13 protein-coding genes are annotated in these 12,868 nt (G+C 62.8%); 1 reads left to right on the top strand and 12 read right to left on the bottom strand.

What is annotated here, in order from left to right:
• Positions 1-16: 16 nt before the first annotated feature.
• From AC1DVN_RS25825 to AC1DVN_RS25770, 12 genes are all read right to left on the bottom strand, one after another.
• The gene (locus tag AC1DVN_RS25825; protein ID WP_134998935.1) at positions 17-1,216 is read right to left on the bottom strand and encodes a DUF4185 domain-containing protein; all 1,200 of its coding nucleotides are present in this window, start codon (positions 1,214-1,216) and stop codon (positions 17-19) included.
• Between the two features lie 173 nt (positions 1,217-1,389).
• The gene (locus AC1DVN_RS25820; protein WP_172932687.1) at positions 1,390-2,175 is read right to left on the bottom strand and encodes a RhlG family 3-oxoacyl-ACP reductase; all 786 of its coding nucleotides are present in this window, start codon (positions 2,173-2,175) and stop codon (positions 1,390-1,392) included.
• Positions 2,172-3,371 (bottom strand): acetyl-CoA C-acyltransferase, encoded by a 1,200-nt coding sequence (locus tag AC1DVN_RS25815; RefSeq protein ID WP_029256469.1) that lies wholly within the window; start codon positions 3,369-3,371, stop codon positions 2,172-2,174. Before AC1DVN_RS25815 ends, AC1DVN_RS25820 begins: the two co-directional genes overlap by 4 nt.
• A 79-nt stretch (positions 3,372-3,450) precedes the next feature.
• Complete coding sequence (locus AC1DVN_RS25810) at positions 3,451-4,434, bottom strand: NADPH:quinone oxidoreductase family protein (RefSeq protein ID WP_003943088.1); 984 nt, start codon at positions 4,432-4,434, stop codon at positions 3,451-3,453.
• A 31-nt stretch (positions 4,435-4,465) separates the two neighbouring features.
• Positions 4,466-5,563, bottom strand: a complete 1,098-nt coding sequence (locus AC1DVN_RS25805; protein WP_021345810.1) for an acyl-CoA dehydrogenase family protein — start codon at positions 5,561-5,563, stop codon at positions 4,466-4,468.
• The gene (locus AC1DVN_RS25800; protein ID WP_134998936.1) at positions 5,560-6,753 is read right to left on the bottom strand and encodes an acyl-CoA dehydrogenase family protein; all 1,194 of its coding nucleotides are present in this window, start codon (positions 6,751-6,753) and stop codon (positions 5,560-5,562) included. The genes AC1DVN_RS25805 and AC1DVN_RS25800 overlap by 4 nt, the downstream gene beginning before the upstream one ends.
• Positions 6,754-6,787: 34 nt before the next feature.
• Complete coding sequence (fabG, locus tag AC1DVN_RS25795; protein WP_020909429.1) at positions 6,788-7,546, bottom strand: 3-oxoacyl-ACP reductase FabG; 759 nt, start codon at positions 7,544-7,546, stop codon at positions 6,788-6,790.
• A 45-nt stretch (positions 7,547-7,591) separates the two neighbouring features.
• A complete protein-coding gene (locus AC1DVN_RS25790; RefSeq protein ID WP_069145443.1) occupies positions 7,592-8,659 on the bottom strand; it encodes a phosphotransferase family protein in 1,068 nt (355 codons plus the stop codon).
• A complete protein-coding gene (locus tag AC1DVN_RS25785; protein WP_019745700.1) occupies positions 8,619-9,401 on the bottom strand; it encodes an SDR family oxidoreductase in 783 nt (260 codons plus the stop codon). The genes AC1DVN_RS25790 and AC1DVN_RS25785 overlap by 41 nt, the downstream gene beginning before the upstream one ends.
• A gap of 1 nt (position 9,402) precedes the next feature.
• Positions 9,403-10,623, bottom strand: coding sequence for an acyl-CoA dehydrogenase family protein (locus AC1DVN_RS25780; protein ID WP_019745701.1), 1,221 nt, complete (start codon positions 10,621-10,623; stop codon positions 9,403-9,405).
• Positions 10,610-11,413 carry an enoyl-CoA hydratase-related protein gene (locus AC1DVN_RS25775; protein WP_019745702.1) on the bottom strand — a complete coding sequence of 268 codons (804 nt, stop codon included), beginning with the start codon at positions 11,411-11,413 and terminating at the stop codon, positions 10,610-10,612. Before AC1DVN_RS25775 ends, AC1DVN_RS25780 begins: the two co-directional genes overlap by 14 nt.
• On the bottom strand, positions 11,410-12,231 hold the full coding sequence (locus AC1DVN_RS25770; protein ID WP_020909431.1) for an SDR family oxidoreductase: 822 nt from the start codon (positions 12,229-12,231) through the stop codon (positions 11,410-11,412). Before AC1DVN_RS25770 ends, AC1DVN_RS25775 begins: the two co-directional genes overlap by 4 nt.
• A gap of 158 nt (positions 12,232-12,389) precedes the next feature.
• On the opposite strand from AC1DVN_RS25770, the gene AC1DVN_RS25765 reads away from it, so the two are divergent.
• Positions 12,390-12,866 (top strand): MaoC family dehydratase, encoded by a 477-nt coding sequence (locus AC1DVN_RS25765; protein ID WP_172932688.1) that lies wholly within the window; start codon positions 12,390-12,392, stop codon positions 12,864-12,866.
• Positions 12,867-12,868 lie beyond the last annotated feature (2 nt).

Genomic DNA, 12,868 nt, shown 5'->3' with positions numbered 1-12,868 from the left:
GCAAACGTGAGTCGGATCAGCGAACGAGCGTCGTACGCATCAACATGACGTTGTAGTCGGCCCACGTGGTGGCAAGGAAGTACAGATCCGAACCACTGGACCACGGGTGGATGTATGCAGCGTAGATACCGGGAACCTCGACCAGATTGACCAATGTTTCCGGTGCCGTCCACGGACCGACCGGACTGGTAGCGGTTCGCATCACGATCGAACTGAACGCGTCGGCGTACATCGCCACGAACTTGCCGAGGAACTCGTTGTACTGAACGGAGATCTCCCCGATGCGGCCGTCCATGACGGGTACGGCCGCAGCGGGATCGGCACGGATCCAGCCGTTTCCGTTCCAGTACTCGTAGGCGGAAAGATCGAGGATCGCCCCCTCGGGCGCGCGAGAAAGTCGAACCTCGCCGGATCGTCCCGCGGGGGTTCCGTAGTTGTAGACGAACCCGCCGTCCTTCACCATCGAGCTCATCTGGAAGTTCTCGCTACCGGCGACGGGGGCGACACCCGCGGGAAGAACCCCACCGATGTTGGGGCGCAGCGTCTCCGGACGCGTGGTCCACGTCTCGCCGTTGTCCGAGGAGGTGGCAATCTGTGAGTAGTTTGTACTCCACTGCCCGGCCTCGCCCCAGTTGCGCACCGACATGTAGCTCAGATACTGCACACCGTTCACTGCTATGCCGCTCGTGGGGATACTGGAAGCCTCGACGCCCGGAATCTTCAGACCGGAGATGATCTCACGCGCCTGACCGGTACCGTCCTTCGGCGCGCTGTCGATGCGCATCCCGTCGGCGAGTACCCGATCCGAGCTGCGGAAGAGCACATTACTTCGCCACTCGCCCACCAAACCGTCGCAGGTGGGGTTACGACTGAGCCCGGTGGTATCGCCGAAAGCGGTCAGAATCTGCCCCGCACCGTTGTCCCACATGATGCCCAGGTCGGTTCCCAGGACATTGAAGCGATCAACCGTCTTGTTGGGACTGTATGTGCCGGTGATTTTTTCGATCGCGGTAGTACGACCGGACAGACCTGGCAACCCTCCGGTGTTGCCGTTGAGCCACGGCGCCGCATTGGCCGGACCTCCACTACTACCGACGCCACTGACTCCGACGCATCCCGGCGCAGCCATCGCCGGCGAAGCCACCGCCGTGACGGCAGCAGCTGCCAGAGCAGCAACTACCCCGAACACCCCCAACGATCTCCCCGCGCGAAACATGACTCCCCCATGGCCGGGATTGTTGGTGTTGTCGTCGTCGTTCCCCCCGAACCTCGGACAATCTAGCAACTGCAGTCACAGATAACCCAATCAGACAAAGACGCGAAAAGGCCTGAAAGTCATAGTAGTTCAGACTTTCAGGCCTTTTCGGACAGAGAAGATCAGTCAGTAGGTCAGCGCGCTCCGCTCGCACCGCCGTCGAGTGGAATCACCGCGCCGGTCAGATAAGCCCCGGCACGTGAAGCCAGGAAAATGGCAAGACCTGCAGCATCCTGGGGAGTTCCGACCCTGCCCAACGGGACCGAGTCTGCCACAGCCTTTGCACTTTGCTCGTCCTCGAGGAGGAATGCCATCATCTTCGACGGGAACGGGCCCGGCGCAATGGCATTGACCGTGATCTGTTCCCCCGCAAGCGTTGCCGCGAGCTTGCGCGTCAACATGTGCACCGCAGCCTTACTGGCTCCGTACGAGAAGTTCTCCGAACCCGACACCACGAGTCCGTCGATCGATCCGATATTGATCACGCGCGCGGGATCTTCCGCAGTGGCTGCAGAACGCAACTGCGGCAACAGCTTCTGCGTCAAGAGGAAGATTGCCTTGACATTGATGTCGAAAATCTTGTCGAAGCCGGCGGCCGGAAAATCGTCGACGGAAGCTCCCCACGTGGCACCGGCGTTGTTGACCAGTACGTCGAGCGTCGGCGAAATCTCGGCGACCTTCGCAGCGAGGCTCTCGATCCCCTCGTCCGTGGACAGATCGGCCGGATGCGAAATGCAGGTGCCGAACTCCGAAAGCTCTCGCGCGGCTTCGTCACAGGCTTCGGCTTTTCGGGCCGAAATGACGACCGTCGCTCCGCCTTCGACAAATCCGCGAGCGATCATGTATCCGATGCCGCGTGATCCACCGGTGACCACAACGGTCTTGCCACTGACGTCGAACAGTCCCTCGATCAAGCTCATGCGACCTCGAAAAGCCCGGCAGCACCCATGCCGCCGCCGATGCACATGGTCACCACCACGAGCTTGGCTCCGCGCCGTTTTCCTTCCAGAAGAGCATGGCCGACCAGACGAGCACCCGTCATTCCGTACGGATGGCCGACGGAGATACCGCCGCCGTCGACGTTGTACTTCTCGGGATCGATCCCGAGCTTGTCGCGGCAGTACAGGGCCTGAGAGGCGAAGGCCTCGTTGAGTTCCCAGAGATCGATGTCGTCGACCTTCAGTCCGTGAAGATCCAGCAGACGCGGAATCGCGAACACCGGTCCGATGCCCATCTCGTCGGGAGCACAACCCGCGACAGCCATCCCACGGTAGATACCGAGAGGAGCCAACCCGCGGCGTTCCGCCTCGCCTGCCTCCATCAGCACCGAAGCGGAGGCACCGTCCGAGAGCTGAGACGAGTTGCCCGCAGTGATGGAGGAATGCGCACTGACAGTCCCGTCGGCCAGAACCGGTCGCAAACTCGACAGCCCTTCCAATGTGGTGGAAGCGCGGTTGCCTTCGTCCAGGGTCAGCGTCACGGACTCGCTGCGGATCTCACCCGTCTCCTTGTCCTGCACCTGCTTGATCGAGGGCAGCGGGACGATCTCGAGATCGAACCGACCTGCGTTCTGAGCTGCTGCGGTTCGCTGCTGCGAGACGAGCGCGAACTCGTCCTGCTGCTCGCGGGTCACTCCGTAGCGCTCGGCGACGATCTCGGCCGTGTGCAGCATCGGCATGTAGATCGACGGCTTGTTTTCCTTCAGCCACGGATCAGCCGCGCGGAAGTTGTTCATATGATCGTTCTGGACCAACGAGATCGATTCGACTCCGCCGCCGACCGCGATCTGCATTCCGTCGTCCACGATCTGCTTTGCTGCGGTCGCGATGGCCATGAGCCCGGACGAGCACTGACGATCGATCGTCATTCCGGAAACCGAGTCCGGAAGCCCGGCCCGCAGCACCGCTTGCCGTGCGACGTTGCCGCCGGAAGATCCCTGCTGCAGCGCGGCGCCGAGGATGACGTCCTCGACCTCGCCGCCCTCGAGGCCCGCGCGCTGAACTGCATTCGAAATGGCATGTGCAGCAAGCTCTTGAGCCTGAGTGTTGTTGAACGCGCCGCGGTACGCCTTACCGATCGGGGTACGGGCGGTGGAAACGATGACAGCTTGCCTCATCGGGGAAACCTTTCGTCGAACACGAAGTGCTGTGCGCCTTTATTAACCGCCGGGGGTTAATAAAGGCGCACAGCAAGAATCAGGGCTGGAAAACGACGCGACCGACAGTGGTGCCGTCGCCGAGGCGACCGATACCGTCGGCAACGTCCGTCAACGACAACCGCTCACTGATCAGTGGTTTGACCAAGCCGGCATCGGCGAGCCTGGTGAGCTCGACGTGGCAGTCGTCGATGGCCTGCTGGTTGTAGGCCTTGTACAGCCCCCAGTGCAGTCCGATGATCGAATAGTTCTTGATGAGAGCGTGATTGAGGGCCGGCTGCGGGATCGTGCCACCGGCGAAGCCGATGATGACGATCCGTCCCTCGAAGGCGATGCACTTGGTGGACTTCGCGTAGGCGTCGCCGCCGACCGGATCGAAGACCACGTCGGCGCCCTTGCCGCCGGTGAACTCCTTGACCGCTGCCACGAAGTCTTCACTGTGACGGTCTACGACGAGGTCTGCGCCGAGCTTGCGCGCGTACTCGGCCTTGTCCGGGCCGCCGACGACACCGATGACCTTGGCGCCTGCCGCCTTGCCGAGTTGCACTGCCGCACTACCGACACCACCCGCAGCAGCGTGGACCAACAACGTCTCACCCTCGAGCAGTTGGGTGCGGCGATGCAGAGCGAACCACGCTGTCTGATAGCCGATGCTCAGAGCGGATGCTTCCGCGTCGTCGAGAGCCGACGGCGCCGGGAACGTGTTGTTCTGATCCAGTACCGAGTACTCGGCGAATCCGCCGGACGGCAGACTCGGATTACCGATCACCCGGTCCCCCACTGCGAACTTGGTCACCGATTCACCGACCGAGACCACTTCACCACACAGTTCGACACCGGGTGTGAAGGGCAGCGGCGGCTTGATCTGGTACTCACCCCGGCACATGAGGACGTCGGGGAAGTTGGCCGGAGCCGCCAGCACCTTGACCAACATCTCCGTCGCATTCGGGGTGGGATCCGCGGTCTCCTCCAACGCGAGCACATCGCGGGGTTGACCGAGTTCGTTGACGCGCCAAGCCTTCACAGCAATTCTCCAGACAGATAGTGGGTGAGTTTCAGGACGAGATCGGGAGGTCGACCAACTCGGCGAGGCGTGCCCGATGCTGATACGCGGTTCCCAGCGACAGCTGATCGCTCTTCGCCCGTTTGAGGTACAGGTGCGCCGGATACTCCCACGTCATTCCGATACCACCATGAAGTTGGACGCATTCCTCCGCAGCATGAACCGCGACGCCGCTGCAGAATGCCTGGGCCACCGTCGCTGCGATCGCCGCATCGGCGTCGCCGCGCGCATAGGTGTCCGCCGCATATCGTGCTGCCGCTCCCGAGGAGCTGACTTCGAGCCAGAGATCGGCGAGGCGGTGCTTGATCGCCTGGTACGAACCGATCGCCCGGCCGAACTGCTTGCGCTCCTTCACATACGCGAGAGTCGTTTCGAGGCACCACTGAGCTACAGCGAACTGTTCGGACGCCAGAAGTGCGCTTCCGCAGAGCAACGCTTCCTCGACCGCTTGCGCCGCATTGCCGCTGTCGACACGGACCGACGACGAACCCGAGAACTCGACGTCCGCCAATCGGCGCGTCATGTCCAGGGACAGAACCGGCGTGACGGTAGCGTCGGCGATCCGAACGGTGTGCAGCTCAAGGCCGCTCTCACCGGCAACCGGAACAACAAGAACATCGGACTCGGCGACGCCGGCAACCGTCGTGACGCTGCCGACGAGTCCACTCGCCGTTACCTTGACAGTAGGTGTGAAAGTTCCTGGTGCAGTGGACAACGGGACGACCAGAGCAGCCGTCGAATCCCCCGCTGCCAATTGACCGAGCACCTCGGTCTCGCCGGCCTTCAGCAACGCCGTCGTCGCCAGCACCGCGCTGGTGAAGAACGGAACGGGAGCGACCGCACGTCCGATCTCCTCCATCACGACCGCCGCCTCACGCGTCGACGCACCTGCACCGCCCAGTTCCTCGGGTACCAGCAGTCCCGCCAAACCGAGTTCCGACGCCAGCGACTTCCACAGCCCGGTGAAGTCGGCGGACACGTCGTCGTACGCCGTGACCACGGTGTCGGCGCCGGCCCGCTCGCTCAGCAGTCGTCTGACGCTAGCTCGCAGATCTTGTTCGGTCTCGGAGTACAGCAGATCGGCGCTCATCGGGGTAGGTCCTTCCAGGCGATGTCCTTGTCGACGCGATGCTCGGGCGGCAACCCGAGTACACGTTCTGCGATGACGTTGCGCAGGATCTCCGACGTTCCGCCCTCGATCGAATTGCCCTTGGCTCGCAGGTACCGGTATCCGGGTTCACGCCCGGTGAAGTCGACGGAATCCGGTCGACGCAGCGTCCAGTCGTCGTAGCGCAGACCGGCTTCGCCGTGCAGCTCGAGGTCGAAACCCGAAATCTGCTGAGCCAAACCGGCAAACGCGAGCTTCATTCCCGAGCCTTCGGGGCCAGGCTGGCCGGCGGCGAGCTGCTGGCGCAGTCGCTCACCGGTCAGACGCGCAACTTCGGATTCGGTCCAGAGCCGCATCAACTCGTCGTGCATCGCCGGATTACGCAGCTCGGGCTCGTCACGCCAGGCCTGAGCGACCTTTCCGATCATGCCTCCCTCACGCGGTGCGCCCGAACCGATGGCAACACGCTCGTTGTTCAGGGTGGTTGTCGCAACCTTCCACCCCTGGCCTTCGGCTCCGAGGCGATTGGCGTCCGGAATCCTGACGTCCGTGAGGAATACCTCGTTGAATTCGGCCTCGCCGGTGATCTGACGCAGCGGCCGGACATCGACGCCCGGGTCGGTCATGTCGCAGATGAAGTAGCTCAGACCCGCATGCTTGGAACGTGACGGATCGGTCCTGGCCACGAGAATCGCCAGCTGCGCATTCTGCGCGCCCGACGTCCATACCTTCTGCCCGTTGACTATCCAGTCGTCGCCGTCGCGGACGGCGCGGGTAGCGACGGCCGCGAGGTCCGACCCTGCGCCCGGTTCACTGAACAGCTGGCAGTAGACCGTCTCCGCAGTCCACAACGGGCGCAGGAACTTCTGCTTCTGCTCCTCGGCACCGAAGGCGGCGATGGTCGGTGCCGCCATGCCCAGTCCGATGCCGTTCTTGCCGGTGGCCGGGCCGGGTGCGCCGGCGGCCTCCAGCTGAGCGTTCACCTGACGCTGAAAGCTCTGCGGTACACCGAGTCCCCCATGACCTTCGGGGAAATGAACCCACGCCAGTCCGGCGTCGAATCGTGCGCCGAGGAAATCCGACACCGACACACTGTTCGGATCGTTCTCCGCGAGAAGCGTGTTCACCTTTTCGGTGAGATCACGCGATACTGCCTCTTCGTCGAAAGCCATGCCCATTCCTTCGGTTCGAGCGGTGAGCGGACGGTCAGTCCTTGGGTCCACCGGCGACGTAGACGACCTGACCGGAAACGAAGCCCGCGCCTTCACTGACGAAGAACGACGCGGTGTGCGCGATGTCCTCGGGCTGACCGACGCGGTTGACCGGAATCTGCGAAGCGGCAGCGGTCTTGAAGTCCTCGAAGCCGACTCCCATGCGCTCTGCCGTTGCGGCGGTCATCTCGGTTTCGATGAATCCGGGGGCAATGGCGTTGGCGGTGACGCCGAACTTGCCCAATTCGAAGGCCAATGTCTTGGTGAATCCCTGCATGCCGGCCTTGGCTGCGGAGTAGTTGACCTGTCCGCGGTTGCCGAGAGCCGACGTGCTCGAGAGGTTCACGATGCGGCCGAACTTCGCTTCCACCATGTACTTCTGCACCGCACGCGACATGAGGAACGCTCCGCGCAGATGGACGTTCATCACCGAATCCCACTCGGCGACGCTCATCTTGAACAGAAGGTTGTCGCGAGTGATGCCGGCATTGTTGATCAGCACGGTAGGTGCACCGAGTTCTGCGGCCACACGATCCACCGCTGCAGCAACCGAAGCCTCGTCGGAGACGTCAGCGCCCACGGCCAGTGCTTGGCCGCCTGCGGCCTTGATCGCGTCGACGGTTCCGGCACACGCTGCTTCGTCGAGGTCCAGCACGGCAACGGCAAAGCCGTCTTCCGACAGTCGCTTGGCCACTGCCGCACCGATTCCGCGTGCTGCACCCGTGACAATTGCGGTTCTACGTTCCTGGCTCACTGGCCCTCCATAATTTCGTGATTCGACGGACACCGGACGATCTCGTCAGATCCCGGCCTGATCTGCAATTTCCCTGGCTTTGGCTACCAAGGCGTCAATACGTTCCACTGTGGGAGTTCCGCTCTCGGCGGCATTCTGCGGTTCGTCGCGGGCGCGACGCATCACGCCCTCGGCGATCACGGCGATCTTCCACAGCCCCAAGGTGTGCCAGAACTTCAGCGCAGCCGGATCCCGTCCGGTGGCCTCGAGATAGATCCGGGAGATCTCCTCTCGCGAAGGGAATCCCGGGAGCGCTGACGCCGGGAAATCGCCACCAGTGTCCTCCCCGGCCGCCGGCCAGTACGCCAACAAGCTTCCGACATCGGCCAACGGATCACCGAGTGTGCAGAGTTCCCAGTCGAGGGCCGCGACAACTTCGCCGTTCTCAGCGGAGGTGATCACGTTGCGTAGGTGAAAGTCGCCGTGCACCAACGTGGTTTCGGTGTGAGCCGGCTGAGCTGCAATGAGACGTCGGGTGAGATCGTCCAGGTCAGGACATTCCCGCGTCTTCGACTGTTCCCACTGTCCGCCCCAGCGCTTCAGCTGCCGTGCAGCGTAAGGCTTGTGGCTTGCCAGGTCGTCGAGACCGGCCTGCTCGAGGTCGACGGCGTGTATCTTCGCCAGCGTCTGAGCGAGCGAGATTCCGATTGCCCGGCGACGATCTTCCGACAACGCCTCCGCAAGAGGCATTCGGTCCACCACTTCGCCGTCCACGAATTCCATGAGGAGCAGCGGAACTTCGGTGACAGCTGGATCCTCGGTCAACCCGAATACTCGCGGCGAAGGCACGTCGGTGGATTCGAGAGCGCTCAAGATTCGAGCTTCGCGCGCCACGTCGTGAGCCGAGGCCAGCAGGTGCCCCAGCGGTGGGCGTCGTAGCACCCAGCGATTGCCGTCTTGATCGCGAACCAGGTACGTGAGATTCGACTGCCCCAGGCCGATTCGATCGAAGGACAACGGCCCGGTGAAGTCGATCCCCAGGCCTGCTATCCACCCGGTGACCGCTTCGGTATCGAGTCCCACTACTCCGACGCTAGCCACCGACGGACGCTCCCTGCCGGAACGGGAGTGCATCACCCAACAACTGGCCACCGTCGATGGTCATGATCTCTCCGGTGATCCACTGGGCTGCATCCGAAACCAGGAAGGCGATGGCAGCGGCCACGTCCTCGGGTTCACCGATGCGTCCGAGAGCGGTCGACGCGGACACCGCTTCTTCATGTTCTTTCCACAGAGCTTCGGCGAGTTTGGTTCTCACCACTCCCGGAGCAACGGCGTTGACACGAATCTTCGGTGACAACTCGAGCGCCAACTGCTTGGTGATGTGGATCAGAGCAGCCTTCGACGCGTTGTACGTGCCGATCCCGGCCTCGAACGCCATGCCGCCGATCGAGGCGGTGTTGACCACGGAACCACCGTGCTCGCCCATCCAGGCCCGCGCTGCCAGGCCGGTCCACAGGACTGGAGCCCACACGTTGACGTCGAAGGTCTTGGCGAAGCGCGAGTGATCCTGGTTGATGATCGGCCCGAACGACGGGTTGGTGCCCGCGTTGTTCACCAAGATGTCGAGACTGCCGAAACGCTCGATCGTCTGCTCGACGCACTTGCTGGCAGCATCCTCGTCCGTCGCGTGAGCGCCGACGCCGATCGCGTTGCCGTTCACCTGCGCGGCAGCCGCATCTGCGGATTCCTGTGAGCGCGAAGTCAGTACGACGTTTCCGCCCGCCGCCGCAATCGCCTGCGCGGTCGCGAGGCCGATGCCCCGCGATGCGCCTGTGACGATTGCCGTCTTACCGGTGAGATCCAGTCCTGCCATGTCAGTTCGCCTTGACTTCGCGGTACTTGCGCAGTTCCTGCTTGGCGATGGCGCGCTTGTGCACCTCGTCCGGGCCGTCAGCCAGGCGAAGGGTGCGCATGTGGGCGTAAGCCATCGCGAGCGGGAAGTCGTCCGTGACGCCGCCGCCGCCGTGAACCTGGATGGCGCGGTCGATGATCTTGAGCGCGATGTTCGGCGCTGCAACCTTGATGGCTGCGATCTCGGTGCGCGCTTCCTTGTTGCCCACCGTGTCCATCATGTGTGCGGCCTTGAGCGTGAGGAGTCGAACCATCTCGATGTCGATACGAGCCTCGGCGATCCAGTCCTGGATATTCGCGTTGTCGCTGACGGGCTTTCCGAAGGTGATGCGGGTGGATGCGCGCTTGCACATCAGTTCCAGTGCGCGCTCGGCCATTCCGATTGCACGCATGCAGTGGTGGATGCGGCCGGGGCCGAGGCGGGCCTGGCTGATCGCGAATCCTTCGCCCTCGCCGGCGAGAATGTCCTTGGCCGGGACGCGCACGTCCTCGAAAGTGATCTCGCCGTGTCCTTCGCGGTCCTGGTAGCCGAAGACCGGCAGGTTGCGCAGGATCGTGACGCCGGGAGCATCGATCGGAACGACCATCATCGACTGCTGACGGTGGGTGGCGGCATTGAAGTCGGTCTTGCCCATGACGATCAGAACCTTGCAGTTCTGGTGCAAAGCGTTGGAAGCGAACCACTTACGGCCGTTCAGTACGTACTCGTCGCCGTCACGGTCCATACGAAGCTGGATGTTGGTGGCGTCGGAACTGGCAACCTCGGGCTCGGTCATCGCGAAAGCAGAACGGATTTCGCCTTCGAGAAGCGGCTTGAGGTACTTCTCCTTGTGCTCGTCGGTGCCGAAGAGCGTGAGCACCTCCATGTTTCCCGTGTCCGGAGCGGCGCAGTTGGTGGCCTCGGAAGCCAGGTGGCTGCGGCCCATGATCTCCGCGAGCGGTGCGTATTCCAGGTTGGTCAGGCCGGGGCCCCATTCGGGATGCGGGTGAAAGAGGTTCCACAGCCCGCGCGCCTTGGCTTCCTTCTTCAAGTCGTCGATGATCGGCGGCTGGAAGTGCGGGTTACCGGACTCACGCATCTGCTCTTCGTAGACCGCTTCGGCCGGGTAAACGTGCTTGTCCATGAAATCGAGCAGTTCGGCCTGGTACTTCTTGGTGCGATCCGAGAACTCAAACACTGACATGTGAACTCCTGACAGAGAGGGAAGGAAAATTGGGGGCTCGATGTTCGAGATGGCTGTTGACGCCCTCGACGACATCCGGGCCGTGAAATGCATTCAGCATCAGCGATTCCGCACGCCTGGCGGAATCGGTGAAGGTCGAGTGCGCGTCGGCACTCATCTGAGACTTGATGACGGAGAGGGACGTCGGCGAGCAGTTGGCCGCGATGTCCTCGGCGTAAGCAATCGCCGCATCCAGAACGTCACCGCCGCTGACCAGGTGGTCGATCAAACCGATACGGTACGCCTCGTCGGCATCCACCATCCGGCTGGAAAGCAGAAGATCGACTGCTCGACTGTGACCGACCAAGCGGGGCAACATCCAGGAGATGCCGTACTCCGCAATCAGGCCTCGACGCGCGAACGCGGTAGTGAATCGCGTTGCGCTCGAACCGAAACGAACGTCACAGTACAGAGCCTCGACCATTCCGAGCCCTGCGGCGACGCCGTTGACGGCAGCGATCAGCGGCTTGCGAACGGTGGTCGGGAAATCACGGTCCCGTGGTCGGACAAGATCACTTTCGGAGACGTCGCCGACGTTCTTCAAATTGCCGAGGTCAGCCCCCGAGCAGAATCCTCGACCGGAGCCGGTGACAACAATTGCTCGGACACTGGGATCTTCGTCTGCTGCGGCCAAAAGGTCGTAGTACTGATCTTCGAGCTCGTTGGTCCACGCGTTGAGAACGCGGGGCCGATTGAATGTCAGGACCAGCACCGCTCCTCTCTGCTCGGAGAGGACGAGTTCCTCGGTCATCGCGTTCCCGCGAGCAGCGACGCCTGGTACCGGCGCATACCGCGCAGCCAACGGTCGTAGTCGGCGCCCTTCTGCCGGTACATGTCCAGAACGTTCTTGTGCGGAAGGATGAGGAATTCCTCGGCATCTACTGCGGCAAGAACGATTTCGGCGCATTCAGCAGGCTCGAGAACATTGCCTGCCGCAAGCACGGCCCCGGTTGCGGCCTTGCCGACCGGATCGCCGGAGTTCTCGCCTTCGTAGAGAAGCTTGGTGTTGACACCCATCGGACACAGGCAACTGACGCGAACGCCCTGATCTCCGTAGGTGATCGAGAGCCACTCGGCAAACGCGACCGCGGCATGTTTAGTCACCGAGTACGCGGCGGACCCGACCTGACTGAGCAAGCCGGCAGCAGAGGCAGTGCTGATGAAGTAGCCTTCCCCGCGCTCGGTCCAACCAGGGACCAGGAGCCTGGCGGCACGAATGTGGGCGCGAACGTTGACGTCGATCGTCGTGTCCCAGACGTCCTCACTGATGTCGAGGCCCATGCCTCCGGTGACGCCGGCATTGGCGAAGTAGAGGTCGACCGGGCCGAATTCCTTTTCCGCCTGCGCGATGAGGCCCGCAATGACCGTCTCGTCGGAGACGTCGCCACCCGCAGACACTGCTGCGCCGGGATGCTCCATGTTGATCGCCTCTGCCACTGCCGAAGCTGCCGCCCCGTCGAGGTCGGCTACTACGACGCGAGCGCCCTCTGCGGCCAGTCGCTGCGCCAACGCACCGCCGATCCCCCCGCCGCCACCGGTGACAATTGCTACCTTCTGGGCAACCTTCATGAGCGATTCCTCTCGCTTGCGTCATACCTACGCGCTGACAGTGATCCACGTCTCCCCTCATGTATAGTTGAATCCGGCGTCAGTTTCAACCGTCGAATCGCGACGGTCACCCGAACGGCCCGTTCCGTCCTCCTGAACTGCGAGTAAAGGGATCAACGATGACTGAAAACCAATTGCCCGTCCGCCCGTCCACCTTCGCCGAGCTCGAGAAGCTCATCGGCCAGGAACTTGGCCCGACGGAGTGGTACGACATCACCCAGGAGCGCATCAACGCGTTCGCCGAAGCCACAAACGATCATCAGTGGATTCACGTCGACCCGGAACGAGCCGCATCGAGCCCGCTCGGCAGCACGATCGCGCACGGACTCTTCAGCCTCTCGCTGGGCCCACAGTTCTCCTACCAACTCATCCACTTCGACGGCTTCGCCCACAGCCTCAATTACGGCTACGACAAGGTTCGCTTCCCCGCTCCCGTTCCCGTGGGATCCCGGGTCCGCATGCGTGCAACCGTTGCGTCCGCGGAGCAGTTGCCCGGCGGAATCCAGGTGAAGATGAGCCAGGTGGTTGAGCGCGAAGGTTCCGACAAGCCAGTCGTCGTGGCCGAATCCGTCGCTCGCGTCGTCGAGAAAAGCTGAAC

It is taken from the genome of Rhodococcus sp. P4_E4 (assembly GCF_056401575.1).
The sequence above is the reverse complement of the archived record's forward strand: the minus strand, read 5'-3'. Positions and strand labels throughout refer to the sequence as shown.

What these genes read in the sequence shown, in the direction of transcription:
- AC1DVN_RS25825 (WP_134998935.1), bottom strand. Translation starts at nt 1,216, where the DNA reads ATGTTTCGCGCGGGGAGATCGTTGGGGGTGTTCGGGGTAGTTGCTGCT.
- AC1DVN_RS25820 (WP_172932687.1), bottom strand. Translation starts at nt 2,175, where the DNA reads ATGAGCTTGATCGAGGGACTGTTCGACGTCAGTGGCAAGACCGTTGTG.
- AC1DVN_RS25815 (WP_029256469.1), bottom strand. Translation starts at nt 3,371, where the DNA reads ATGAGGCAAGCTGTCATCGTTTCCACCGCCCGTACCCCGATCGGTAAG.
- AC1DVN_RS25805 (WP_021345810.1), bottom strand. Translation starts at nt 5,563, where the DNA reads ATGAGCGCCGATCTGCTGTACTCCGAGACCGAACAAGATCTGCGAGCT.
- AC1DVN_RS25800 (WP_134998936.1), bottom strand. Translation starts at nt 6,753, where the DNA reads ATGGCTTTCGACGAAGAGGCAGTATCGCGTGATCTCACCGAAAAGGTG.
- AC1DVN_RS25790 (WP_069145443.1), bottom strand. Translation starts at nt 8,659, where the DNA reads ATGCACTCCCGTTCCGGCAGGGAGCGTCCGTCGGTGGCTAGCGTCGGA.
- AC1DVN_RS25785 (WP_019745700.1), bottom strand. Translation starts at nt 9,401, where the DNA reads ATGGCAGGACTGGATCTCACCGGTAAGACGGCAATCGTCACAGGCGCA.
- AC1DVN_RS25780 (WP_019745701.1), bottom strand. Translation starts at nt 10,623, where the DNA reads ATGTCAGTGTTTGAGTTCTCGGATCGCACCAAGAAGTACCAGGCCGAA.
- AC1DVN_RS25775 (WP_019745702.1), bottom strand. Translation starts at nt 11,413, where the DNA reads ATGACCGAGGAACTCGTCCTCTCCGAGCAGAGAGGAGCGGTGCTGGTC.
- AC1DVN_RS25770 (WP_020909431.1), bottom strand. Translation starts at nt 12,231, where the DNA reads ATGAAGGTTGCCCAGAAGGTAGCAATTGTCACCGGTGGCGGCGGGGGG.
- AC1DVN_RS25765 (WP_172932688.1), top strand. Translation starts at nt 12,390, where the DNA reads ATGACTGAAAACCAATTGCCCGTCCGCCCGTCCACCTTCGCCGAGCTC.